Here is a 23317-nt window from a genome sequence, read left to right on the forward strand (position 1 = left end):
GCGCGATCGGCACTGATCGCGAAGGTGCGGTCGTGTTGGTGTGGCGCAGGCTGGCAGGCGGTGATCGGACTGACAGGCGGTGATCGGAACCGGCTCGCTAAACTTCGAATATCAGCAGGACATAGGCCACGAAGAGAACGAGATGGACGGCACCTTGCATCAGGTGCGTACGACCGCTCGCAAAGGTGATGATGCTGAGAGCGAGTGTCAGAACGAGCATCACGGTGTCGGTGCGCTCCAGGCCGAGCACGACGTGATGCCCCGTGAGGTGGCTGATGACCAGCATCGCGGGTACGGTCAGCCCGATCGTGGACAGGACGGATCCGAGGAAGATGTTGACCGACCGTTGCAGATGGTTGGCGACCGAGGCTCGCACGGCGCTGATTGCCTCCGGTGTCGCGACAAGGACAGCCATCATGACGCCGCCCAGTGCTGCCGGGGCATGAAGGGTCTCGATGAAGTAGTCGACGGGCGCGGCCAGCTGCTCGACCAGGAAAACGACGAGCGCCATATAGGCAACAAGCAGAGTGACAGGAAGCCACAGAGGTCCTTCTGCGGTTTTGACGTGCCCTCCCGTCGTCTCACCCGCATCATCGATGAAGAAGCCTCTGTGGCGACCGGTCTGCAGGGTCAGGAACACGCCGTAGAGCCCGACGGATATGAAGGCAAGCACCGTTTGCTGGACGTTTGAATAGGGCGGTCCGTTTGCCGGATGCGTAAAATTCGGCATGATCATGCTGAGCGTTGCAAGGGGCACGATGACGCCGAGATAGGCGTTGGCGCCCTGCAGATTGTGGTGCTGCTCGTGCCGTCGCCAGCCACCGACGAGCAGGGACAGGCCGACCATGCCATTCAAGATGATCATCACGACAGCAAAAAGAGTGTCGCGCACCAGCGTCGGGTTGTTTTCGCCATGCCGCATGACCGCCGTAATAGCCATCACCTCGATCGACGTGATTGCAAGCGTCAGAATAAGCGTCCCGTAAGGCTCTCCCAGTCGCTCCGCAAGGTGATCGGCGTGACGCACGACTGACAATGCGCAACCAAGCACAATTGAAAAAAGCCATGTGAAGATGGCCGCCAGCCATAGGGGATTTGAAAGCAATCCAAAGATCGCGTCGCTGAAAAGGAAGAACACGACACTGGTCGCGATGCTGGCGGCAAGCAGCCATTCCCGGCGCACGAGTTCCAACCTGGGGCGTTGCGGCAAGGCCACTTCCGAGTTCATCCTTCAGGTCCTCACAATCCCTTCGAAGAATACGCCACAACCCGGCCCGTCGGTCTACTCCCCCGCAACCGAAGACCTCGTCAAGCGCGCCGTTCCGATCGCTTGGGCAAGCATTTTAGCAGCGATCGTTGGCGGGATTCTTTTCCTACCACGCCGTGAGCGTTTCCGCCGACATAAAACCTTCATCTCAAAGGCCGAAATAGCCTCAAGCATTGAGGCTGCTTTGTGACTGGGAAAAACGAGCATGACCGCCTTACAGCAAGTGGCGGCAAGAGCGGGTTGTCACTCGCCACCGCAAGCCGAGCCCTTGGTCTCAAGGGGTGCGTGAGCGATACGATGAACCGGCGTGTTCGGCGTGCCGCTGCCGAGCTTGGCTATCGATCAACGCCCGCCGTTGGCAAGGCCGGCAGACGTCCTGTTATCGGGGTTCTCATCCCGAGCATCACCAACTCGGTCTTTTCTTCTTCCCCGTCCGGTATCGAAAACCGGATGCTGGTGGCCGGCCACGGCGTCGCTTGTCGCAGCCTCTTTATTCGTGGCCCATGTCAGCCCGGTAACATCGCCTTCCACCGTCGTTTCAATTTTGTCGCACAACCTTCACGCCACGGCTGAGATCAATCTCCGATTGATTTTGTCAAGACGGTGCCATTTTCACATGAGTGCGCACTTGCTGGCAGAGCCTTCGTTCCTACCTCTTTTCATTGACAGGTCTCAGAGCGGCGCCGATTGGCCCATCGGCGTGGTGGCGCGTTGCGGTCGAAGGAGAAGTTGATGTCCGAGCCTTTTGTCGTCCGCCGTGAGACGCATATTTCGGCGCCGCCCTCGGCAGTCTTTGCCTTGCTCACGGATCCGGAAAAGATCCTGCGCTGGATGGGAACCGAGGCACAAGTCGAGCCGCAGCCGGGAGGCCTTTATCTCGTCAATGTCACCGGTGCTCGCTTCGCGCGCGGCTCTTTCCGGGAGGTTGTACCTGTCCACCGGCTTGCTTACAGCTTTGGGTGGGATGGAAGCGAGATTGTCCCGCCCGGCTCAAGTCTTGTGGAGATCGATCTGATCGAAAAGCCGGACGGAACCCTGTTGCGCCTGACCCATAGCGGGCTGCCGAATGCCGAGCAATGTGCAGGCCATGCCGAAGGTTGGGAGCACTATATTGGCAGATTGGCGGAATACGCAGCTGGACGCGATCCCGGTCCAGATCGCTTTGCCGGTCGCACGTCGTAGCCATGTTCCGGCCTGGCGCTGACGAGAGAGAGCCGCCGGTGACAGTTTTCAATCAAAATGGCATGATCCCGGCATGGAATTGCCCACCTCGCTCGCATGGCTGGTCGATGAAGCTGGCACATCGCCCGATCCCGAGAGGTTTCTGGCCGAAATCGGAGCCCGGCTCATGGTGGATGGATTGCCGCTGGCGGGCGGCGCTCTGACGCTTGTGGCGCCGCACCCGATCATCGCCCGCCGTACATGGCTGTGGCGGGCCGAAACCGGCGCTGTTATCGAGGCGCTGAGCTTCGTCGATACCGTGCCCAATGAGGCAGCGCATGAATGGCTGAGCGGGCTTGGACCGGTCCAGGAAGACACTGTGGGTCTGGCGCCGGATGGGCCGCTGCTCGGATGGGCGGGAACACGAGCGTTTAGCCCTGAAGAGATAGACGAGTTGCGCCTGGCGGCACGCTTTGCCGCTCCTTCCTTGGCAGCACTTGCGGCACGCGCAGGATTGGGGGCGCTTCTCGAGGCCTATCTCGGCCGCCGGAGCGCTTTGCGGGTGCAGGCCGGCGCTTTGTCTCGCGGCTCGGGTGAGACGATACGTGCCGCGCTGCTATGCGCAGATCTGCGCGACTTCACGGCGCTTTCGGAAGCCACAGAACCGGCGGTGATGATTGCGACACTTGATAGCTGGTTTGATCGAATTGCAGGTGCAGTCCACGCCTTCGGCGGCGAGGTTTTGAAGTTCATGGGGGATGGCGTGCTGGCAATTTTTCCGGTGACAGGCACGCCAGGAAACGCGTGCGAGGCAGCATTGCGTGCGGTCGGTTCGGCTCGCGCCGGCATGGCCCACCTCGATATCGTCCGTCAGGGCCAAGGATTGCCGTCACTTCCCTTTGGCGTGGCGCTTCACTTCGGGGAGATTCTCTGGGGCAATATTGGGGCTGCCGACCGGCTGGACTTTACCGCGATCGGGCCGGCGGTCAATCTGGTCAGCCGGCTTGAGGGGCTATGCAAACCGCTTGGGCACACCGTGTTGCTGTCCGGCGCGGTCGCAGCGGAGGTCTCTGCGACCTTGGTTCCCCTCGGCAAGCATGCCTTGAGGGGAATTGCCGAGCCCTGCGCCGTCTTTACCTTGCCTGGCGACTGACGACCCTGGCCTAGAACCAAACATCGGCCACCTTGCGTGCGTCTGGCGACAGATCCTCGAAACTATGAAGACCATCGAAGCGTTGCAGGAAAATATCGGCGACGTCTTCAGGTTCGGCGAGGCGAAGGTTGACTGCAATTCTTGTCTGGCCGTTGTTGCTTTGCCTCAAGGCGCGCCAGCTGACGAGGTTGCCGCAATGACGGCAGAAGTTGAAGGAAAGGGTCCGCGAACCACAAACATAAGCCGTGAGTGCATCGGTCTTGTCTTCGACGTGAATTCCTTGGCCGTCATACTCATAAGCCCACAAAACGCCGTACCGCCGGCAAACGGTGCAGTTACAGATCGTGGCATCAGGGATGGCGCCTCGAAACTCCCAGTGAACCGCTCCGCAATGGCAAGAACCGCGGGTTATATTCGAAATGGGTTGCTGTATTTCGTCCATGGCCATGGCAATTCTATCCTCCGCTACTCCTTATTCCTCATCTTCTGACGCAGATAGCCCGGGATAGCTTAAGGTCGGTCGCCGGCGCGACCTTGGCTGGCAGCTATTTTGCGGCAGCGTCTCCAGTTCCGCGGCCGGCCAGAGTGCCAAGTACGAGCATAACATCTTGCCAGAAGCCAGCCTTTTGAATGTAGCGGGCATCGGCTTCCGCGAGAGCCTCAGGCGTCGACATGTCTATACCCTGAAGCTGGGCCAGTCCGGTTATGCCGGGCCTCACCGAAAATACCTGCCGTTTGCGTCGCGCGGCAATGACCTCATGTTGCGACGGCAGACACGGGCGAGGTCCGACAAAGCTCATGTCGCCGCGCAAGACGTTGATAAGTTGCGGCAGTTCGTCGAGCTTGTAGGTTCGCAGCTTGCGACCGAGCGGCGTGATCCAGGACGAGGCAGCATCATGAGAGCCGACGTTGGGAGAACCGGCTGCCATTGTCCGGAATTTGATGCAGACAAATGGTACCTCGCTCATGCCCACGCGTTCCTGAAGAAAAAGCGCGCCGCCAGGCGACGACTTGCGTACAAGGAGCACGAGGACAATGAAGACCGGAGACAGAACGATAAGTCCGAGGCCTGCAGCGCAGATATCAAACAGTCGCTTCAGAGATCTGTTAAAGCCGTTGAGCATCGGGAGATTCAAGTTCCTACATCAGACTTTATCGCCAAAGCTCTCAAAACGAGCGCTTCAGGGCTGTTTGCATGTCAAGGGGCGGCGTCCAGTCCAATAGCGCGCGCGTATGTGACATGTCCACCTCCAGCCAATCGGTAAGGCGGCTTACCAGATCTCCTTTGCCAGTTGCCCGGCCCAGCAGATGCAGGATGGCAGGAGGAAACGGAACCAGTCGTGCCGAACGGCCCATCGCCGCCGCGAGCCGCCTTAACAATTCCGGTGTCGAGATTGCCTCATCGTCGCTTGCCAGCAATATCTGTCCGGCTGCCGCCGGATGAAATGCTGCGGTCATGATGAGATGGGCAAGATTTTCCACATGCACCATGGATCGTCGATTGTCGATTGACGCCACGGGCAGCGGAATTCCGCTTTGAAGAAGCTTCGTCAGAGCTCGGAAGCTTCCGACTGCTCCTCGCCCATAAACCAGCGGCGGACGAATGATGACGATCTCCATGCCAGACGTCCTGGAGAGTGCAATCAGCGCTCGTTCGGCCTCAAGCTTTGAGGCCGCGTATTCGCCAGCCGGATCCGGCACATCATGCGGTGTGAACGGACGCCCTTTGATCGATTGTTCTCCATTCACCTTGATGGTGCTGATGAAGACGAACCGTTTGACACCTGAGGCGGCCGCTTGCCTGGCAAGGTTGATCGTCCCGTCGGTGTTCACCCGCCGGAAAATGTCGGCCGCAATGCTTGGTGCATCGATGACGTTCTGGTTTGCTGCCGCGAGATGGATGACGCAATCGATGCCAGGCAAGGCCGCCGTCCAATCGGTTGCGCCATCAATCTCCCCAATGGTGGCGCATCCCGGCTGAGCTGAACGGCAAGCAGCCCTATAGGCGACATTGCGGGTGCGAAGTGCCTGCTGGAGATTTCGGCCGACAAAGCCGGTCGCGCCGGTAACGAGGAGCATTATTCAACCCCGAACCGACGGCAATAGGCAACATGATCCCTTGGCGCCGGCCGTCATTGGGAGACGCCCTGGCGAAGGGAGACGAGATCAACCACCCCGTCGAATGGGCGATAGTCCTGCACAAGCTCGCTCAGGATGCGGCGCAGCTCCTCGACATCTCCTCCGTCGGCCGCAAGGCCCAATTGCCGAAGCTTCGGCGACAGGGTCTCCCAGGTGATAAAGCGTTCACGTGCACGCATTATCTTGGGATGTTCGGTCGGCTCGGGATTGTCTCCGATCAGCAGTTCTTCGTACAGTTTTTCTCCCGGACGCAGGCCAGTCGTGACAATGCTGATGTCGCCAGACGGGTTTCGGTCGTCTTTGATGGTCAGGCCGGATAGCTCTACCATGCGCCGGGCGAGATCGATAATCTTCACAGGTTCACCCATGTCGAGGACGAAGACGTCGCCGCCTTTGGCCATGGAGCCTGCCTGGACCACCAGCTCCGTTGCCTCCGGCACCGTCATGAAATAGCGAATGATCTCGGGATGCGTCAGCGTAATGGGGCCACCCTGGCGAATTTGCTGGCGGAACAAGGGAACAACCGAGCCGGACGATCCCAACACGTTGCCAAACCGCACCATGGTGAGGACGGTCGTGGCGCCCTCTGCCGCCAATCCCTGAAGCGCCATTTCCGCCAGTCGCTTGGTCGCGCCCATGACATTGGTCGGCCTGACGGCCTTGTCCGTGCTGATCAGTATGAACCGTTCGGCGCCTGTCCTGATCGCTGCTCGCGCGACCGCAGCAGTGCCGAAAACGTTTGTCTTTACCCCTTCTACGGGATTCTTTTCGACAAGCGGCACATGCTTGTAGGCTGCGGCGTGGTAGACGGTGTTTGGTCGCCAGGTCTCCATGATCTTCTGGATGCGAAGCTCGTCGCAAACGCTTGCAAGCAGGGGCACGATCTGCAGCCCGCTATCCGTGTTGCTGCCGAGCAATTCGTTTTCCAAGGCATAAAGCCCGTATTCATTCTGGTCGAGGATCAGCAATGCTGCCGGTTTCAGCCGCGCCAGTCCCCGGCAGAGTTCGCTGCCGATCGAGCCGGCAGCGCCCGTTACGAGGACGACCCGACCGCGAATGTTGCGTTCCAGCAGTGCCTGATCCGGGCGAACCGGCGTGCGGCCGAGCAGATCCTCAATATCCAGTTCCTGCAGGTCGGTGAACTCTGCCTGGCCGCCGGCCAGAGCGTTGAGGTCAGGGACGGTGCGAACGGCAACACGGGCCCCACGAAGCTGCTCCAGGATCTCGTTGCGGCGTGAGCGATCGATCTTGGGAAGAGCCAGGAGGATCGTGCGTACGTTCAGGCGCGCGCTCAGCTCAACGATTTTCTCGGGATCGTAGACGACGATGCCGCCGATGAGGCTTCCATGCAGGCTCTTGTCATCGTCAAGATAGCCGACGACCTTGAAATCAGCACTGCCGCTGAGCGCGCCGGCGACCTGCCTGCCTCCGGATCCGGCGCCATAGATGAGCATGTTCGTTTGCGTGTTCTGTCGCAGGATCCGCTTGTAGGCCTCACTCAGAAAATATCTTGCCGTGAAGCGGGACAGGCCGATCGCCAGCATTAACAACAAAGGCTGCATGATGCCGATCGTGCGTGGTATTCCCGGAAAGCTGATGGCGGTAAAGATGGCCATGAACGCAAGGCCGTAAATCGTGATCGCCTTGATGACCGTGATGAATGCCGACCAACCGAGAAAACGGAAGATTGCCCGGTAAAGGCCCATCGTGATGAAGATCGGCAGGGCAACAAGAAGCGACACCGGGATCGTTACAAGCTGCATCCCTGTGAGCGTCACCCAGTCATTCAGGCGAAAGCAAAAGGCGAGCCAGATGGTCAAGATGCAAAGGCATGAATCGACCAGCAGGGCCAACACCCGTTTCGCCGGCCGTGGCAGATCGAGAATGCTTCGAACGTACCTGTCGGAAACCGCTCGCATCTGCCCTATCCCTCTGCGCGGGCGGGAACTGCGCCAGACAGACCTTCGGCGCGCAAAGCTATGTCGCTGCTCAGGGCAACGGAGCCTGAACGCAGTCTGATCGAACAGGCAAAACATGTGGCCGCAAACAGCAGGGAATAGCATTCGCCCAGAGCAAGCCGGTTATTCGAATTGCTGAGGATGGTGAAGGCAAAGTAGACCGCGAATGTCAGATAGCACGCAAAAGCACTCTTGCTGATCACGCCTTTCGAGGAAGCCCGATAAACACGATGGATGGATGCAACAACGATCAGCGCCAATATCGCGAGACCGGAAAAACCATACCGGATGAGGATCTCGAGGTAGCCATTATGCATCAACGTGTAAGTGACGTCGCGATAAGGGGTCGTCTGCCAGAGGGTGAGCCAGGAGTTGCCGCTACCGATAACCGGTGCGACGGATATGACGTCGATTGCATCGGCCCACAATTGCAGCCGCTCGTCCAGGGATGCCGGCGTGTCTGGAGACACGATCGCATCGTGCATGACGCGATCCAGGGAAGCCGCACTATCGAGCTTTCCAATGATCCCGACCGTCGAAGAAAGCGTCGCTGCCCCGAAGTGCGCCAGGTTGTCGCGAACCTCGTAGATCCCCCAGGACAGAGCCAGAAGGCCGCTGACAGCGGCGACGAGTACCGTCTTTCGTCGGAGGTAGAAAAGTGTCGCGGCAACCATCAGGCCAAGAGCCGGCAATAGCGCCAACCATACGCCCTTGGACTTGGCACCGTAGATATTGAGAACCGCCAGACCGATCACCATCACGGCAATCGCCGAAACAATCGCTTTGGTCCGGGCAGAAGAGCCGATCTCCCATTGATGCAGGGCCCAGTAAAACGCCCCGATAAAGACAAAACCGCATCCGACCGCGCCGTGAATCGAATTATGATGGAAAGCCGGGGAGTTTCGCTCCCCTGCCAAGATCGCCGACAGTGGCGTCGAGATGATCAAGACGATGAGCGCGCCGCAGAAGAAAGTCAGTAAAATTGGCCTGACGAGGCTCCAGCTCGTATGCAGCGCCACGCCCATCGCAGGAAAAAAGATCGCGAAAGCGTAAAGCCACTCCGAGGCGCCTTTTTCACCCTCCACGATCAACCCGAAGAGAAACCTGAACAAGGCCAAAAAACCCCAGGCCACGCAGACGATCGCCAACCAGTCGGTCAACGATGCGCGAAGAGGCACCTTGCGAAGGGTAAGGGTGAAGACCATGAGCAGGATGGCAGCATATCGATAGACATCGCTTTCTACCAATGTGACGGACATCATCGCTAGCCATAATATGGCGATGACGACGTTGCGGGTTGCCGCCGCCGTCAGACCGCGAGGTATCGATATTGTCATGAGAGTGCATACCTTATTCGGCGCGCATATTCGATCAAGCGGAGAAAGTGCGTTCCCATTTTGCGGACACCTCGCAGCTTCACCGCACGGTACTGAGCCCGGTTGGCGATCTGGCTCTCGGCCGAGCGCTCGGACAGTTCGACGATATTTTGCCGAACGGTATAGATGTTGACGCCGGTCTTCCATCCGCGCTCAAGGGTCATATCGAAGGGGAATTCGATCTTGCCTGCGCCTTCAAGCAGTTTTCGGGCGCCCTCGCGCGTGATCAGATAGCAGGCCGCAGAGCCCTGCGGACCGTGCAAACAGCGCCCGATAACATCTCCGTACTCCGAGATGGCTACTGTCCGGCACCATTTTGACCTGTGATTGAGCAACTTCACCACCTCGGCGCACGGGACTGCTCTTAATATCGCAGCTGCCCTCAGCGTGAAATCCTCACGCAATTCCACGTCATCTTCCATGATAATGGCGTTTTCGTAGCTGCTTGAAAGAAAGGCCTCCAATGCCTTCATATGAGCACGATAGCAGCCGTATTCCCCAGGCAGCATCTGCCGGCCGTTCCGACGCAGGAACTCTCTCTCGTTAAACCCGGATCTTTCTGCCGCAGGGATCGAACGTCCGTCCACGCCTGGAACTCTGTCGATCTGCATCCCGGCCACGGCAGCCTGCGACGAAACTTCCGCCCATCGCTTTGAAGAGCTGTCCATGTTGATCACGTAGGCACCGATCAAACGCTGCAAACGCTTCGTCCCTGTTGCCGGTTTCAATTTGAGCATCTGATCCGCGTTACTAGTGGCACTCTTTGACCCTTACCCTGCCTTCTGCTTTTAGGGCCCTAAAGGAGACCCGCAACCGGCGCCGACCGCTTTCGATTAACTTGAACGGATCTTATTTCCGACCATTCTTATCTACAACAGCTTCTGCGTGTGTATCCACAATTGTGGCGGCAGCGACCATGCTTCGACCACGGCAAACGCGAATGGTCGGGGCGCGTCCTGTGCAGTTGCAAATTCAACGCAACTGTCTCCTATCTTCGTATTGACGCTCCTTGCAAGCCCGATATCTACCCAGTGGTTCAAATTCCGGCCAGTTTCGTTCTGGCTTGGCCGTGCTCGCTGGTAAAGCAGGCATTGGCGGCACTCAAACACAAGATGTGCGTTGCCTTGAAGCGTCATGATCGCTTGCAGACGCGTGAGCCTCTGTTTAGCATTCTCACCCTGCCAAACGAAACGCAAGTGAAAGAGACCGACCCCATGTTCCTGAGCGACCGCCAAACGGAAATAGTCGCAATGGCGAAATCGAGCGGCCGCGTTTTCGTCGAGGAGTTGGCTGCCCATTTCTCCGTCACACCGCAAACGATCCGCAAGGATCTGAACGATCTCTGCGACGCGCAGATTTTGACGCGCGTCCATGGCGGCGCCACGTTTCCAAGCGGCACCGAGAATGTGAAGTATGAGGCGAGACGCCAGATCGCAGCAACCGAAAAGCAGGCGATCGGTGTAGCCGCCGCCGGGCTTATCCCCAGCAACGCTTCGCTTTTCATCAATATCGGCACGACGACGGAGGCCGTTGGCGAGGCGCTGATGAACCATCACGAGTTGATGGTCATTACCAACAACATCAACGTTGCCAACCGACTAAGGCTGCTTCCAACCATCGAGGTCGTCATAGCAGGTGGGGTCGTGCGCGGCTCCGATGGTGGCATCGTGGGCGAGGCGGCGGTCGATTTCATCAGGCAATTCAAGGTGGACTATGCTGTTATCGGCGCATCCGCGATCGATGAGGATGGCGCGCTGCTCGATTATGACTTTCGTGAAGTGAAGGTCGCGCAAGCGATCATCGCCAATGCTCGGCATGTCATTCTGGTGGCCGATTCGACGAAGTTCGAGCGCACTGCGCCCGTTCGCATCGCGCAGCTTTCGCAGGTGCATACGTTCATCACCGACCGGTGCATTACGCCGTCGATCCGTCGCCTCTGTCAGGAAAACAGCGTGAAGTTGATCGAGACCGGATCAGCGCATGGATAGACGCTCTTGAATTTAGGGTTCAATTGCATCGGATCCTGCGCTAGCTTTTACGCATGAGTCTAGAAACCGTCCGCGCGTTTTTCAGCGCACATGCTCCCGATATCGAGATCATCGAAACCGCTGAAAGCTCTTCGACGGTGGCGCTGGCTGCAGAGGCGCATGGGGTCGATCCGGCTCAGATCGCCAAGACGATCTGCCTGCGTGTCGGGGAGGAAACCATGCTGGTCGTGGCCGGCGGTCTGGCACGGCTCGACAACAGGAAGTTCAAGGATACCTTCGGAGGCAAGGGCCGGATGCTTGGGCCCGAAGAGGTCGTGGAGGTTACCAGCCATCCGGTCGGTGGTGTCTGTCCCTTCGGATTGCCGACGCTGTTGCCGATCTATTGCGACGTCTCGCTGAGGCGATTCGATGAGGTCGTGCCGGCGGCCGGTTCCACCAATTCGGCCGTTCGCATATCGACGCAGCGCCTGGCCGAACTCACCCAGGCGACCTGGGTCGACGTCTGCCAATGAAGATCGGCGCATCAAAAGCTTCAAACCCGCAAAGCAGTCACTATATAAGCTCCCGACATGCGTTGTTTGTCATGACAGGAGATTTGAATGCCTCGTGCCGTTTCGCGTTTTGCCAAGATTGCGGTGATTGCCGCCCTGACAGGCGCTAGCGTATTTGCCTCGATCGGTGAGGCGGATGCGCGCCGCGCGGGCAGCTCCGGGTTCGGCAGCCGCGGCACGCGGACCTTTCAGGCGCCGCCCGTCACGAGCACCGCTCCCTCGACGGCTGCCCCCATTGAGCGCTCGATGACGCCCCGCACGCAGACCAACACTCCGTACGCTGGTCAGCAGCCGCTCGGCATGCAGAGGCCGGGCCTCTTCAATGGTTTTGGACGATCGATGATCGGTGGTCTTGTCGCTGGTGGCCTGCTTGGGATGTTGCTCGGCCACGGTTTCGGTGGCGGCTTCGGCTTCCTCGGCATGCTGTTGCAGATCGCCCTGATCGCCATTGCGATTTCCTTTGCCATGCGCTTCTTCGCCAATCGCCGGCAGCCGGCCTACGGCGGTCCCGGTCGCGCAGCGGCAAGCAACATGGCTTCTGGCGGCGGCACGTCGTTTCAGATCCCGTCGATTGGATCGGGGGCGGGCTATCAACAGCGGCAGGCGAACACCAAGCCGAATGACGAACTCGGATTGAGCCCACGCGATCTTGACCGCTTCGAGCAACTGCTGACGCAGGTGCAGACCGCCTATGGGGCGGAAGACTACGCCACCTTGCGTCGCCTGACGACGCCCGAGGCCATGTCCTACCTTGCCGAAGAGCTCGGGGAAAATGCGACGAACGGCGTGCGCAACGACGTCTCGAACGTCAAGCTGCTGCAGGGTGATATCGCCGAAGCCTGGCGCGAGGACGGCGCCGACTATGCGACGCTTGCCATGCGCTATTCCTCGATCGACGCGCTTGTCGAACGCGCCAGCGGCAAGCTCGTTAGCGGCGACGACCGTCGAGCGAGCGAAACGACGGAAGTCTGGACGTTCGTGCGCAGGGGAGGCGACGAGTGGAAGCTCGCCGCAATCCAGGGCACGGAACAGCGCGCCGCGTAATTTCGCCGCGGTGCCGCTGCCTTCACCCCTCTTGAGCCGTCGGGACGACCCAAAGCGGACGATCGTCGCGCTTGTTGCGCAAGGCCGGCGCTGACTGATCTTCGACGGCGAGACCCTCCTCGCCCTCCTGAACGTCCAGCTCATAAGTGTAGTCGTAGAGCATTTCACATGCCCGTTCGCTGGCTTTGATCTTGGCTTCGGTTTCGGCGATCGCGGTCGAAATTGCCTTGATACGGGCACGCAACATGGAGCCGAGAATGTCGGTCACCGGGCGCTTTTCCAACCGTTCCAGGTGATGCTCGATGCGTGAGGCATGGCGCTCGAGCTCGCGTTTGCTGAAGCGGGCCTTGCGCATTTCCTCCGACAGATCGGATCGCATGCGGGCGAGCGGATCAAACGTACCGGGCTCGCGCTCGTCCAAGGTCAGCTGATTGACCAGTTTTTCGATGACCATAAGGGCCTGCAGGTCGATGGGGTCTGCGAGCTCGACGTCGTAGCCCGTATCGTCGAAGACCTTCCTGCGGACCGGATCCAGCAGCAGCTCGTATGCCTTTTGCACACGGCTGAATGCTTCGGGATCGCCACCGGAGTCGGGATGCGTCGCCTTCGCGCGACGCCGATACGCCGCCTTGATCTGGTCTTCGGTCGCATCTCGCCGGACGCCGAGAATCTCATAAGGATTGGTCACCATCCCTCCGTCGCTGTTCGGACATTGCCGTGACACCCATGAAGGGCATTCGTCCATCGAGGCCTTCTTCTACCATCACTGGGGCGGAGTTTGGACAAAAAGAATAAACAAAGTCACACGAGGGGCGCCAATTGGGCAGCCCGCATGACGATCCTTGCATGGCAAATAACGTGTGCTCAGCTGACTGCTTAATCGTTATAATGGCGTAGCCTGCGTTGACGGTGTTCGTCAAATCGCGTTCTATCCGCCACCATTTGTCCGGCCTGCTTGACGGCCAGAGGAGTTCGGAGGAGGTTTTATGCGCATTATCAGCACGATAGCGGAATTGCGCGTTCAGCTTGGCGCCGACCGGCGCGACGGCAAGACGATCGGTTTTGTGCCGACCATGGGGTTTCTGCATGTCGGTCACCTGGAGCTGGTCTCCCGCGCCCGCGCCGAAAACGAGGTCAGCGTGGTCTCGATCTTCGTCAATCCGTTACAGTTTGGCGCCAACGAGGATCTGGGCAAGTATCCGCGGGATCTGGCGCGCGACAGTGCGCTGCTCGAGGCCGCCGGCGTGGATATCCTGTTTGCGCCCGAGGTCAGCGAAATGTACCCGCGCCCGATGCTGACGGTTGTCGATGTTCCGACGCTCGGAAATCAGCTGGAAGGGGAGGTGCGCCCCGGACATTTCGCCGGGGTGGCGACCGTGGTGACGAAGCTCTTCAATCTCGTGCAGCCCGACCGAGCCTATTTTGGCGAGAAGGACTACCAGCAGGTGGCGCTGATCAAACGGATGGTCGAGGATCTCGCCCAACCGGTTCTGGTCGTTGCCGTGCCGACGGTGCGCGAGGCCGATGGGCTTGCCTGCTCATCGCGCAATGTCTACCTCGATGAGCACGAGCGCAAAGCAGCCGTCGTCGTACCGAATGCATTGGCGGAAGCCGAGCGGCTCTATGCCAACGGTTGCGACAGCCCCGACGAATTGGAGGCGGCGTTGAGAAAGTTCATCGCGGCCGAGCCGCTTGCAACGCCCGAAGTGGTTGCCGTACGCCATCCTGAAACGCTGGAGCGCCTGTCCTCGCTGCAATCGGGGCCGGCCCTTGTCGCGCTCTTCGTGCGCATCGGCACGACGCGGCTCCTCGACAACCGGGTGATCGGTATCAAATCAGTCAAGAATTCGAGGGCGGCAGAGTGAGCACCCATGGCAAGCAAAAGCGGCTGACGACGGCAGCGATCCGGGCGATGAAGGGCAGGGACAGGGTCGTTTGCCTGACGGCCTATACGACGCCGATCGCCCGCCTGCTCGATCAGCATTGCGATCTTCTTCTGGTCGGCGATTCCCTCGGCATGGTGCTTTACGGCATGGAAACGACAGTCGGCGTGACGCTCGACATGATGGCCGCCCACGGCCGCGCCGTCATGCGTGGCGTGTCGCATGCCTGCGTCATCGTCGATCTGCCGTTCGGCAGCTACCAAGAATCGAAAGAGCAGGCGTTTCGCAACGCCGTCAGGCTGATGCAGGAGACCGGCTGCGATGGCGTCAAGCTCGAGGGTGGCGAGGAAATGGCGGAGACGATCGCCTTCCTGACCACGCGAGGTGTCCCGGTTTTCGCTCATGTCGGCTTGATGCCACAGCTGGTCAATACGGCAGGCGGCTTCCGGTCGCTCGGACATTCAGACGAGGAGGCGGCAAAAATTCGCCGCGACGCCCTGGCGGTTGCACAGGCCGGTGCCTTCGCGGTCGTCGTCGAGGGGACCGTCGAGCCTGTCGCGCGCGACATCACGGCCTTGCTTGGCGTGCCAACGATCGGCATCGGGGCGTCGCCTGCCTGCGACGGCCAGGTTCTGGTGTCGGACGACATGCTTGGACTTTTCAACGACTTCAAGCCGCGCTTCGTCAAGCGCTTTGCCGATCTTAGCCCGCTGGTGTCGCAAGCCGCCCAGGCTTACGCCGACGAAGTCCGCGCCGGCCAGTTTCCGGCCAAGGAACATACGTTCCAGCCGAAACGCTAGTGTCGGCAGCTCTGTCGATGCGGGAAATGGCAGGCGCTAGCGCCGGCCGAGCCAGGCTTCGATGCCACGGGCGGCCGCCCGGCCGGTGGCAAGGCATGCCGTCAGGAGATAGCCGCCGGTCGGTGCTTCCCAGTCGATCATTTCACCGGCGACAAAGAGGCCGGGCTGCGCCTTCAGCATGTAGTTCCGGTCAAGCTCGTCCCACACGATACCGCCTGCCGAGGAAATCGCCTCGGCGATCGGGCGGGTTCTGCGAACGGCGATCGGCAAGGCCTTGATCAGGCCGGCCAGTTGAACCGCCTCACCAAGGTTTGTGGCGCCCGCAAGCTCGCGTATGAGCGCTGCTTTCACACCGTCGATGCCGAGAGCCTTTCGCAGGCGGGTCGCAAGACTTGCCTTCGGATCCTGTTTTCCCAGTTCACGCGCGATGCGCTCTTGTGCGCGTCCGGGCATCAGGTCGACGTCAAATATTGCGGCTTCGCCGGCCATCAAGCTGTCCCTCAATGCAGCTGCATGAGCGTAGACGAGGCTGCCCTCGATGCCATGCCGGGTGATCACGAATTCTCCGGGGATCGTTCCCGCCGAGGAGGATGCGGTGACCGACTTGACGGGCTCGCCTGAAAATCGATCTCGCAGATGTTCGCTCCAATCGACATCGAAGCCGCAATTGGCGGGCTGAAAGTCCTCGACAGAAATACCCTTCTCCCTGAGCCACGGTAGCCAGCGTCCGTCGGAGCCGTGGCGGGGCCAGCTCGCCCCGCCGAGCGCGAGGAGGGCCGCGTCCGGCTGTATCGCACTCGCGCCCTCGGGCGATTCGACGAGGTAGCCGCCATTTGAAAACCCTATCCAGCGGTGGCGCGTCAGGATCTTGGCATTTTGGGCCTCAAGTCTTTTCAGCCAGGCGCGAAGAAGCGGTGAGGCCTTCATCGCCGTCGGAAACACGCGCCCCGAGGATCCCACGAATGTCTCCGCACCAAGTCCCGTTGCCCAGGCTCTGACATCGGACGGCTTGAAGCTGTCCAGTGCTTCGCGCAGGCGGTCATTTGATGTGCCGAAGCGTGATGCGAAGCCCTCGTAGTCCTCGGAATGGGTGATATTGAGCCCGGATTTGCCGGCAAGAAGAAATTTTCGCGCCACCGTCGGCATGGCCTCGTATACCGTGACCGCGTGCCCTCTCGACGACAAACTTTCTGCAGCCGCCAGGCCCGCCGGACCGCCGCCGAGGATCGCGATTTGCTTCCTTACCATCAAAAATCGCCCTGGAATCGATATCGAGGGCCCTCTCATGGCCTGCGCCATAGCGATGCGCAAGAGGATCTCCATGGAAACGGACGGCTCTACGGTGGGGGCATGCTCCATAAAGACAGTGAGAACCGATGGAATGCCGTGATCGGGGATTGGCCTAGCGCCTCGATCGATCCCTGGGCGACGCGTTGATCGGGGGGATCGCCAAGCTGATCGGCCGGTTGGCGGTCTCCACAAAACGGGAGGCGGCAGGGGAGGGAGGCCCGTCGTCCTTTGCCGAAGTGGGATCGGACGTCTTGCCGCGGACCTCGCGGATATTGATGCGGTTATCTAGCGTTCAGGGCGTGTGATTGAATCGGAGTTTTCCGCCTTTGATTAGCATTCTGTTGCCGCTGCCAAGTCCCAGTTCATCTAGCGTTTCAGGAGGGGGCACCTTCTTTAGCCATGCATAGGAATGGCGTTCCGCCATCCAGTAGAAGAGCCGTCGCACTTTGACGTGGGTGCATTTTCGCAAAAGCCTCTCCATCACGCGCGGCGATAGTGTCGTCATACCCTGCAGAAGCTGGTCAGCGTGTTCGAAGGATATTTTCTCCGGCACGTCCATGAGGACTTCGAGATATGCGCGCTCGGGAGAGGACAGAGTAAATGGCCAGGAACTTTTTCGTTGTCCAGGGGTGCCCGGCTTGGACAGGACTCGGTCTTTTGTTTCGAAGGCCTGTTCAGTAAAGGCTTCCGGCAGGTCGATGGACGGCGTCGACGACAGATCGAAGGCAGGGGGCAGAAAAACGATTGGAGCTGTCGGATCTGGTCGATCTGGTCCGTCCTTGGGTTAGGACAGCAACGAGGAGAAAGCCGTGAGAGACCTGATCCTGAAGATGTCCATATCGATCGACGGCTTCGTGAGTGATCTGGAGGGTCGAAACACTTGGATGTTCGGCGCCGACCAGGAGGCGAAGGCTTGGGCCGTGGAATATCTATGGGACGCCGGCCTGCACATTATGGGCAGCCGCACATTCCATGACATGGCCGCCTGGTGGCCGGCCTCTACCGACCAGTTCGCGCCGCCGATGAACGAGATCCCCAAGGCGGTCTTTTCGCGACGGGGATCGGTAATCCTGAGGGAGGTGCATACGGCGGCGGCACTCGATGAGACCCGCTCCAAGGCGGGGACCAAACGGTCTGCCGAACTGCGGCCCGGTGCGGGAGGCTGGGCGGAGGCCTATGTGGCGAGCGGTGACCTGGCGGAGGAAGTCACTAAGTTGAAAGCCCAGGAGGGCAAGCCGATCATTGCCCACGGTGGGGTCAGCTTCGCCCGCAGTCTCATCGCCCAAAGACTGGTTGACCAGTTCGCCCTGCTGGTGGTCCCCGTCGCGCTGGGCAAGGGCCTGCCGCTGTTTTCCGAACTCGCCGCACCCGCGCCTCTTAAACTGATGAGCTCGAAGGCCTTTCCGGGCGGGGCGGTGGCGCAGATTTACGCAATTATGTAGGAGCCGCCACCAAGCGCCAAATGCGGCATTGAGATCGAGTCTCTTGAAATGAAAATGCCCGCACAAGGCGGGCAAATCCTTCCTTATTGGCAGCAAGCTGCTATCGCAGCACTTCCAGCCCTTTTCGTTCAACAATATCAAGGATCTTGATGGCCGTGCCGCTGGGCTTTTTCGTTCCCTGCTCCCATGCGGCAACCGTGATCTTCTTAACATTGATGAACTGAGCGAACACGGCCTGGCTGACCTTGTTCGAGTTCCGGATTTTCTTGATCTCCTCGGGCGTATAGTCACGAAGAGGAGGAAGGCAGAGAGCGTCGAACTCCCGCATCGTCACATCGTCCACAAAGCCGGCTTCGTGCAGTCGTGCAGCAGACTTATGGACGTTCCTAAGAATTCTGCTCATGGCACTGAATCTCCAGTATCTGTTTCATTTCAATCATCTCAGCGAGCTTTTTGTCGTCGGCGAGCATGTAGACATCACATAACTTTCGAAGGGCTTCCTTTTCCTTCTTCGTGATATTGTCAGTCTCGCTCTTGGCAAAGCCGTGTACGAAGATGAGCCTGTCGCCCTGACGATGGCCAACGATAGTCCGATAGCTTCCACGCGTGCCGCGCCCTGGTGCCGCCACTCGCTTCTTGAGAAGAAAGCCGCCCAATCTGGCGTCGACCAATCCAGCTTCGATCTCCTTCGCGGCATCACACAACATGGCGTCCGTCACATTGTACTCTGCGGCCCAGTCCTCGAACTCCTTCTCTCACTGGCAATTTATATATTACTCCGTGATACAGATAGCAAGCGAGATTTTGGAAAATCTCGAACCTGGAACGGCATCGTCAACCGCAGCCACTGGTTGATATTTGTCGCCAAACATAAATATTTATTGAGCATTTTCAATCCATGCCGATGGTCGAAGCATGATGACAATACAGCCAGGGCCGTTGTCGCGCCCTCTCCGAAACCGATCGACTCTGACAACGCGATATGGTACGCACGTCCCATGTTCAGAACGATACGAATAGAGCTGCGACAACCCAACGCCTGATCGCGAACGCTCTCGTATTGTCCCCTTTAAAGGCCCTGAACATGGAAGATCCCAATAATATCAACGTGCCTGCCGTATCCGGGATTACCTTCAGCTCCGATGACCTGGAGGTCCTCCGAAGGGTAGAAATATTGGGGCAACCAGCACTTCCTCCTTTCCCCGCACTGCCGGACCTTCACGCTTAAGACCCTCCGCAAGGTCACCGAGGAAGATGCCTTCAAGACTTTCTGCCTGATCCGCTGGCCGGAGACTGGTGGTCGTCGCGTATGCATCAACTGCGGGCACGAGCGCTGCTATCCGATCCGACGGCAGTGCTTCAAGTGCCAGAAGTGCCGTCGCGAATTTTCGGTCACCTCGAAGACGGTCTTCGCCTTCCGGACGATGTCATTCGGGACATTCTGACGAGACTATGGTTGTCCGTGAACAGTGTGAAGGGCAAGAGCGCCCTTCAGCTTTCCCGCGAACTCGGATGCCAGTACAAGACCGCCTGGGTCTTCCTGATGAAAATGCGCTAGGCGATCGCCACCAGGCGGGAAGACATCGTTCTCGAAGGCGAGATCCACGTCGACGGAAAGTATGCTGGCGGGCACATAGAATGCAGTGAAGCGGTCAAGAACCCAGCTTATCATCCGCGGTGGCTTGAAAGCTTTTCGCTCGTCCTGTCGTCTTACCATGTTAGCTGCCGTGATCGTCATCCGGTGTGGCCGGTGATCGAGGCGGCCGCCGCGCCTGGCGAGCAGGGGGCCGCGGGAGGCAATCAAGGCAAGAGTAAGAGAGCAGCGACGGAAGCGCTATCCGGTTTGCGCCGATGACCTAACTTTCGATAGTGGTTTTCGTCTCCTTAGCGACCGAGCCTGCTTGCCGATCAGCGGGTCATCAGAAAGGATCTGACATGGCCATGCGAGCGGTTTCCGTCCTCGGAACGGATCCAATCTATCTCGGTAATCCGCGCCTCGAGCAACAATCAGTCGAAAAACTCGACGGTCACGCCAGGCTTGACCATTCCGGCCAACTCTTCGACATCCCAGTTCGTCAGGCGGACGCATCCATGAGAACTAGCCTTGCCGATGAGTTCTGGGCTGGGTGTTCCGTGGATCCCATAAGTGGGTTCGGTCAGATCGATCCAGACAGTGCCAACGGGGTTGTTCGGTCCGCTGGGCAGTTTCAGTATCTTCCTGTTCTTGCCCTGCTGAAAGTTGATTTTCGGATTATACGTGTAGGGCGGCATCCGCGCGACGCCCTTGACCTTATGCGTGCCTGTTGGCGAGGGCGATTCCTCGCTGCCAATCGTGGCCGGATATGCGGCCAGCAACGTACCATCTTCCGCAAAGGCCATGACTTGCCCTGATTTCTTGTGCGCCTCGATCCTTTTCACCTCGCCGGAGCGCGAGGCACCCGGCATGGCCACAAAAACCGTCTCTCCAACAGCAACCGGGGTATCAGGATTGAGAGCCTTGAAGAGATTGATATCCATATGGAAACGCTCGGCGAGCTTTTCGGTAATACTCGTATAGCCGAGGTGGCGCATCTTTGCCTGTTCGGCATAATCCTTGGGAATCCTTTCCACGAGATCCTTTCCGTCGTCTTCCAATATGACATACGACTGAATGGCGGGAGCATCGTCGGGAAGCCTGCCAATGACGTCCGGGTCCAGCTTTCCGTCGACCGGAAGCTGTTGCGCGATCTCGAATCCGGCAATCGCCATGCCGAGGTTCTCACCGTTACGGCCGTCGATCACTCCTGGAGACGAGCCGGCGCGGTCGAGAAGCACCTGAAGATGGACGATCGCGGGATCAAATTTGGACCGGGAGTTGGCCAGGCGGTCAGTCGATACCGTATTGATCGGAGCGTTGTTAATCTCTTCCCCTTTGAGCGGCGCTGCGGCAGCCACGCCAGCCAGGATCAGAGAAAAGATGGGTACGAGGCAGAACGCATTATTCATAAATAAAAGAAGCGATAGGCAACGAACTTGTTCCCTCATTCATGCTGAATTTGCTTAAACCGGTTACCGCAGCGATCCGTCATGGGGTGGAGAGAAAGGTAAGCCAAGGGTGGTGCGCTTCAACAAATGCGTGGCCAAATCGGCCGCGCAAAAACAATGACGTGCCATGTGACGGAATTCCATCTGGTCCGGCTTGGAGTCGTTTGGCGAACCGCGGCCGGATGGAACAATGACGAGCGAACAGAGTTGAGGGGGTAGAGGCGACGGCTTTTTACTTCCCGCCGTTTGTCCCTTCCACGTCAACCTCCTCGCCCCGCTTGTGCCCATGCGGGGCTCTTTTTCAGCAGGCGGAACAAAAAGCCGATACGGATTGTTTAAGACAGGCTTTGGGAATCGAAACCCCTCAAAGCCAACTCGTCAATCTAACCCCCGCAACCGCGACTGCGGGGGGCTTTTCCGAATGGCGAATTCGGATCGTCAGGTGCCAGGTGAACAGGTGGACTGAAACTCAGATTGCCCTGCTAACGCTCCTTTCAACACGGCGAAAAGAAGTCATTGCACTCTACGATATAGGACAGAGTCTGATCGCCCAGGGGTTCACCGAAACCGAAATCATGGATGTGCTGGTCAAGCTGACGCATGAGAAGGCGGTCGAACTTCTCCCCGGAAGTCAGATGCGAGTTCTCAAAGCGAAGGCCTACTAGATCTCAGCTATGAAACAAGGGCTGTGCCGTCGGGGTTTTCACTTTGCCTTGGGGATTCGTCATCTCGAGGCTCATACACAGACCTTGCCCCAGCACTACTCCTCTGGGCACTTTTTTGCCCGCCCGCCGATCGACCCATGGCGACATCTGTCTGTTTCCCGCCGTGTGACACAACCGCCTGATGACCGTCTCAGCAGCTTAGATCGTTGCGCTGGCGCGCCTCCGGGCGTCACGCTCGGCGACCTAGTCCTTGTAGAGTCGAGCCCACCGCTTGGTGATCCCTACGAGCTTCGAGATTTCGGTGACACCGCATGACGCATGTCGTCGATAAACCACAAAAGATCTCGGTTGAAAACGATCAAGGGGGGAAGGTCGCGATGGTCGTGATCGACCTCGGAGGCCGACGTCAGAGCCTGACCTTTGCATAACGGCGATCCGATCGACCGTTTTTGATTGCCATGCGTTAATGCAACGCAAGCAGACATCTGGTGGATGTCCTGGCTGGAGGATGTCACGATGATAGGAGACAACACGCGGCGCGATGCGTCTTTGGCCGACGAGCCGGCGGGGAAGACAAGATCCCGCACAGAACGTACCATGCCGCGCAAGCTGATTGGGTTCATCTTGATGATGGGACGCGGGCATCAGGCGGTCCTGGTGCTTTTGTCGGTCCTCTTGTTTGCTATTGGCATCCTGCCGCTCGAGATTCAGCGGCGCATCGTTAACGGTGCGACGCGGGGATCGAGCTTGAATGCCATTCTCACGCTGGTGGTCGCCTACGTCGCGATTGTCCTGAGCGAAGGCGGAATTAAGCTCGTTCTGAATATTTACAGAGGCTGGATAGGCGAAGTGGCTATTCGCTGGCTGCGCATGGCGGTACTCGAAGGGGACCAGCACGTTGATAAAGTGACGACACTGGCAGAAGGCGTCGAGATGTCGATTGTGCTCGCGGAGGCCGAACCCGTTGGAGGGTTCGTCGGCACGAGTATCTCCGAGCCGGTCCTTCAAGCGGGCATTCTCCTGGCAGTTGGGAGCTACATGATCTATCTTCAGCCGTTCCTCGCACTGGCAGTCCTCGCCGTGTTCGTCCCCCAGGCGGCTCTGGTTCCCATCCTGCAGAGCCTCATCAATCAGCGCGTCAAGACGAAGATCACGGTGATGCGACATCTGAGCGACGGGATGGTAAATCACATGTCACCGAAAGCGCCGCAACGTCAGGCAGCCAGGGTGCAACGACTGTTTTCGACGAATATGAACATTTACAAGCTGAAGTATTCGCTCAATTTCCTCATGAATCTGATGTTCCATCTCGGCTATGCCGCGATATTCGCGCTCGGTGGATACTACGTCATAATGGGCCGGATCGAGATCGGAACGGTCGTTGCCTTCATCACGGGGCTGAACAAGGTCGCGGACCCTTGGGGCGCGCTCGTCGATTGGTACCGCGACCTCAAGGTCACCCAGGTCAAGTACGTACTCATTCGCGATGCAAACAGCGTCGCAAATTCCGCCGCTGCGGTATCGCGATAGCGGCGAGGCGTCGGGCCGAGCGAGAGGCTTTTCGGCCGGCGACCCA

General features: G+C 58.9%; 25 protein-coding genes and 1 pseudogene. 13 read left to right on the top strand and 13 right to left on the bottom strand.

Going from position 1 to position 23317, the window contains the following annotated elements:
* Nucleotides 1-97 precede the first annotated feature (97 nt).
* Entirely contained in the window at nt 98-1228 is a 1131-nt protein-coding gene (locus tag NBG89_RS23035; protein ID WP_431324398.1) for a calcium:proton antiporter, read from the bottom strand.
* A gap of 244 nt (nt 1229-1472) precedes the next feature.
* Between NBG89_RS23035 and NBG89_RS23040 the strand changes: the two are divergent.
* The 4 genes and pseudogenes from NBG89_RS23040 to NBG89_RS23055 form a co-directional block, all read left to right on the top strand.
* A pseudogene (locus NBG89_RS23040) lies at nt 1473-1741 on the top strand (LacI family DNA-binding transcriptional regulator); the annotation flags it as partial.
* 258 nt (nt 1742-1999) lie between these two features.
* On the top strand, nt 2000-2449 hold the full coding sequence (locus tag NBG89_RS23045) for an SRPBCC family protein (protein ID WP_431324399.1): 450 nt from the start codon (nt 2000-2002) through the stop codon (nt 2447-2449).
* Nucleotides 2450-2522: 73 nt separating this feature from the next.
* Nucleotides 2523-3581, top strand: coding sequence for an adenylate/guanylate cyclase domain-containing protein (locus tag NBG89_RS23050; RefSeq protein WP_431324400.1), 1059 nt, complete (start codon nt 2523-2525; stop codon nt 3579-3581).
* A gap of 64 nt (nt 3582-3645) precedes the next feature.
* The gene (locus NBG89_RS23055; RefSeq protein WP_431324401.1) at nt 3646-4071 is read left to right on the top strand and encodes a hypothetical protein; all 426 of its coding nucleotides are present in this window, start codon (nt 3646-3648) and stop codon (nt 4069-4071) included.
* 55 nt (nt 4072-4126) lie between these two features.
* On the opposite strand, the gene NBG89_RS23060 is transcribed toward NBG89_RS23055, so the two are convergent.
* Genes NBG89_RS23060 through NBG89_RS23080 form a run of 5 tightly spaced genes read right to left on the bottom strand, consistent with a single transcriptional unit; the run spans nt 4127 to nt 9791 of the window.
* Complete coding sequence (locus tag NBG89_RS23060; RefSeq protein WP_431324402.1) at nt 4127-4705, bottom strand: sugar transferase; 579 nt, start codon at nt 4703-4705, stop codon at nt 4127-4129.
* Between the two features lie 43 nt (nt 4706-4748).
* Nucleotides 4749-5660 carry an NAD-dependent epimerase/dehydratase family protein gene (locus NBG89_RS23065; protein ID WP_431324403.1) on the bottom strand — a complete coding sequence of 304 codons (912 nt, stop codon included), beginning with the start codon at nt 5658-5660 and terminating at the stop codon, nt 4749-4751.
* Between the two features lie 53 nt (nt 5661-5713).
* Nucleotides 5714-7639, bottom strand: coding sequence for a polysaccharide biosynthesis protein (locus NBG89_RS23070; protein WP_431324404.1), 1926 nt, complete (start codon nt 7637-7639; stop codon nt 5714-5716).
* Nucleotides 7640-7644: 5 nt separating this feature from the next.
* Entirely contained in the window at nt 7645-9015 is a 1371-nt protein-coding gene (locus tag NBG89_RS23075; protein ID WP_431324405.1) for an O-antigen ligase family protein, read from the bottom strand.
* Nucleotides 9012-9791, bottom strand: a complete 780-nt coding sequence (locus NBG89_RS23080; RefSeq protein WP_431324406.1) for a glycosyltransferase family 25 protein — start codon at nt 9789-9791, stop codon at nt 9012-9014. The genes NBG89_RS23075 and NBG89_RS23080 overlap by 4 nt, the downstream gene beginning before the upstream one ends.
* Nucleotides 9792-10268: 477 nt before the next feature.
* Here NBG89_RS23080 and NBG89_RS23085 point away from each other — a divergent pair, with 477 nt between their 5' ends.
* The 3 genes from NBG89_RS23085 (at nt 10269) to NBG89_RS23095 (ending at nt 12637) form a co-directional block, all read left to right on the top strand.
* Nucleotides 10269-11042 carry a DeoR/GlpR family DNA-binding transcription regulator gene (locus tag NBG89_RS23085; RefSeq protein WP_431324528.1) on the top strand — a complete coding sequence of 258 codons (774 nt, stop codon included), beginning with the start codon at nt 10269-10271 and terminating at the stop codon, nt 11040-11042.
* Between the two features lie 53 nt (nt 11043-11095).
* Complete coding sequence (locus tag NBG89_RS23090; protein WP_431324407.1) at nt 11096-11554, top strand: YbaK/EbsC family protein; 459 nt, start codon at nt 11096-11098, stop codon at nt 11552-11554.
* An 87-nt stretch (nt 11555-11641) separates the two neighbouring features.
* Nucleotides 11642-12637 carry a Tim44 domain-containing protein gene (locus NBG89_RS23095; protein ID WP_431324408.1) on the top strand — a complete coding sequence of 332 codons (996 nt, stop codon included), beginning with the start codon at nt 11642-11644 and terminating at the stop codon, nt 12635-12637.
* A 22-nt stretch (nt 12638-12659) separates the two neighbouring features.
* On the opposite strand, the gene NBG89_RS23100 is transcribed toward NBG89_RS23095, so the two are convergent.
* On the bottom strand, nt 12660-13325 hold the full coding sequence (locus NBG89_RS23100; RefSeq protein ID WP_431324529.1) for a J domain-containing protein: 666 nt from the start codon (nt 13323-13325) through the stop codon (nt 12660-12662).
* 298 nt (nt 13326-13623) lie between these two features.
* Between NBG89_RS23100 and panC the strand changes: the two genes are divergently transcribed.
* Both panC and panB read left to right on the top strand, forming a co-directional pair.
* Nucleotides 13624-14502: a pantoate--beta-alanine ligase gene (gene panC, locus NBG89_RS23105; RefSeq protein ID WP_431324409.1), complete on the top strand. Its 879-nt coding sequence runs from the start codon at nt 13624-13626 to the stop codon at nt 14500-14502.
* Nucleotides 14499-15320: a 3-methyl-2-oxobutanoate hydroxymethyltransferase gene (gene panB / locus NBG89_RS23110; RefSeq protein ID WP_431324410.1), complete on the top strand. Its 822-nt coding sequence runs from the start codon at nt 14499-14501 to the stop codon at nt 15318-15320. The genes panC and panB overlap by 4 nt, the downstream gene beginning before the upstream one ends.
* A gap of 36 nt (nt 15321-15356) precedes the next feature.
* On the opposite strand, the gene NBG89_RS23115 is transcribed toward panB, so the two are convergent.
* Nucleotides 15357-16568, bottom strand: a complete 1212-nt coding sequence (locus NBG89_RS23115) for a TIGR03862 family flavoprotein (RefSeq protein WP_431324411.1) — start codon at nt 16566-16568, stop codon at nt 15357-15359.
* A 334-nt stretch (nt 16569-16902) separates the two neighbouring features.
* Nucleotides 16903-17169: a type IV toxin-antitoxin system AbiEi family antitoxin domain-containing protein gene (locus tag NBG89_RS23120; protein WP_431324412.1), complete on the bottom strand. Its 267-nt coding sequence runs from the start codon at nt 17167-17169 to the stop codon at nt 16903-16905.
* 250 nt (nt 17170-17419) lie between these two features.
* On the opposite strand from NBG89_RS23120, the gene NBG89_RS23125 reads away from it, so the two are divergent.
* Nucleotides 17420-18052, top strand: coding sequence for a dihydrofolate reductase family protein (locus tag NBG89_RS23125; protein ID WP_431324413.1), 633 nt, complete (start codon nt 17420-17422; stop codon nt 18050-18052).
* 100 nt (nt 18053-18152) lie between these two features.
* Here the strand turns inward: NBG89_RS23125 and NBG89_RS23130 are convergent, their stop codons facing one another.
* Nucleotides 18153-18455: a helix-turn-helix domain-containing protein gene (locus NBG89_RS23130; protein WP_431324414.1), complete on the bottom strand. Its 303-nt coding sequence runs from the start codon at nt 18453-18455 to the stop codon at nt 18153-18155.
* Complete coding sequence (locus NBG89_RS23135; RefSeq protein WP_431324415.1) at nt 18439-18771, bottom strand: type II toxin-antitoxin system RelE/ParE family toxin; 333 nt, start codon at nt 18769-18771, stop codon at nt 18439-18441. The genes NBG89_RS23130 and NBG89_RS23135 overlap by 17 nt, the downstream gene beginning before the upstream one ends.
* A gap of 558 nt (nt 18772-19329) precedes the next feature.
* On the opposite strand from NBG89_RS23135, the gene NBG89_RS23140 reads away from it, so the two are divergent.
* Nucleotides 19330-19497, top strand: coding sequence for a hypothetical protein (locus NBG89_RS23140; protein ID WP_431324530.1), 168 nt, complete (start codon nt 19330-19332; stop codon nt 19495-19497).
* A 5-nt stretch (nt 19498-19502) separates the two neighbouring features.
* Here the strand turns inward: NBG89_RS23140 and NBG89_RS23145 are convergent, their stop codons facing one another.
* Nucleotides 19503-19769 (bottom strand): hypothetical protein, encoded by a 267-nt coding sequence (locus NBG89_RS23145; protein ID WP_431324416.1) that lies wholly within the window; start codon nt 19767-19769, stop codon nt 19503-19505.
* A 290-nt stretch (nt 19770-20059) separates the two neighbouring features.
* Nucleotides 20060-21037, bottom strand: coding sequence for a L,D-transpeptidase family protein (locus tag NBG89_RS23150; protein WP_431324417.1), 978 nt, complete (start codon nt 21035-21037; stop codon nt 20060-20062).
* A 488-nt stretch (nt 21038-21525) separates the two neighbouring features.
* Here NBG89_RS23150 and NBG89_RS23155 point away from each other — a divergent pair, with 488 nt between their 5' ends.
* Both NBG89_RS23155 and NBG89_RS23160 read left to right on the top strand, forming a co-directional pair.
* Nucleotides 21526-21741, top strand: coding sequence for a hypothetical protein (locus tag NBG89_RS23155; protein ID WP_431324418.1), 216 nt, complete (start codon nt 21526-21528; stop codon nt 21739-21741).
* Nucleotides 21742-22257: 516 nt separating this feature from the next.
* Nucleotides 22258-23271, top strand: coding sequence for an ABC transporter ATP-binding protein (locus NBG89_RS23160; protein WP_431324419.1), 1014 nt, complete (start codon nt 22258-22260; stop codon nt 23269-23271).
* The last annotated feature ends 46 nt before the right edge of the window (nt 23272-23317 follow it).

Origin of the sequence: Rhizobium sp. YTU87027, assembly GCF_050644135.1 — a bacterium.
Classification (GTDB): Bacteria; Pseudomonadota; Alphaproteobacteria; order Rhizobiales; family Rhizobiaceae; genus Rhizobium.

Coding starts and splice junctions, on each gene's coding strand:
- NBG89_RS23035 (WP_431324398.1), bottom strand. CDS start 1,228: ATGAACTCGGAAGTGGCCTTGCCGCAACGCCCCAGGTTGGAACTCGTG.
- NBG89_RS23045 (WP_431324399.1), top strand. CDS start 2,000: ATGTCCGAGCCTTTTGTCGTCCGCCGTGAGACGCATATTTCGGCGCCG.
- NBG89_RS23050 (WP_431324400.1), top strand. CDS start 2,523: ATGGAATTGCCCACCTCGCTCGCATGGCTGGTCGATGAAGCTGGCACA.
- NBG89_RS23055 (WP_431324401.1), top strand. CDS start 3,646: ATGAAGACCATCGAAGCGTTGCAGGAAAATATCGGCGACGTCTTCAGG.
- NBG89_RS23060 (WP_431324402.1), bottom strand. CDS start 4,705: ATGCTCAACGGCTTTAACAGATCTCTGAAGCGACTGTTTGATATCTGC.
- NBG89_RS23065 (WP_431324403.1), bottom strand. CDS start 5,660: ATGCTCCTCGTTACCGGCGCGACCGGCTTTGTCGGCCGAAATCTCCAG.
- NBG89_RS23070 (WP_431324404.1), bottom strand. CDS start 7,639: ATGCGAGCGGTTTCCGACAGGTACGTTCGAAGCATTCTCGATCTGCCA.
- NBG89_RS23075 (WP_431324405.1), bottom strand. CDS start 9,015: ATGACAATATCGATACCTCGCGGTCTGACGGCGGCGGCAACCCGCAAC.
- NBG89_RS23080 (WP_431324406.1), bottom strand. CDS start 9,791: ATGCTCAAATTGAAACCGGCAACAGGGACGAAGCGTTTGCAGCGTTTG.
- NBG89_RS23085 (WP_431324528.1), top strand. CDS start 10,269: ATGTTCCTGAGCGACCGCCAAACGGAAATAGTCGCAATGGCGAAATCG.
- NBG89_RS23090 (WP_431324407.1), top strand. CDS start 11,096: ATGAGTCTAGAAACCGTCCGCGCGTTTTTCAGCGCACATGCTCCCGAT.
- NBG89_RS23095 (WP_431324408.1), top strand. CDS start 11,642: ATGCCTCGTGCCGTTTCGCGTTTTGCCAAGATTGCGGTGATTGCCGCC.
- panC (WP_431324409.1), top strand. CDS start 13,624: ATGCGCATTATCAGCACGATAGCGGAATTGCGCGTTCAGCTTGGCGCC.
- NBG89_RS23115 (WP_431324411.1), bottom strand. CDS start 16,568: ATGGTAAGGAAGCAAATCGCGATCCTCGGCGGCGGTCCGGCGGGCCTG.
- NBG89_RS23120 (WP_431324412.1), bottom strand. CDS start 17,169: ATGGACGTGCCGGAGAAAATATCCTTCGAACACGCTGACCAGCTTCTG.
- NBG89_RS23130 (WP_431324414.1), bottom strand. CDS start 18,455: ATGAGCAGAATTCTTAGGAACGTCCATAAGTCTGCTGCACGACTGCAC.
- NBG89_RS23145 (WP_431324416.1), bottom strand. CDS start 19,769: ATGGTAAGACGACAGGACGAGCGAAAAGCTTTCAAGCCACCGCGGATG.
- NBG89_RS23150 (WP_431324417.1), bottom strand. CDS start 21,037: ATGAATAATGCGTTCTGCCTCGTACCCATCTTTTCTCTGATCCTGGCT.
- NBG89_RS23160 (WP_431324419.1), top strand. CDS start 22,258: ATGATAGGAGACAACACGCGGCGCGATGCGTCTTTGGCCGACGAGCCG.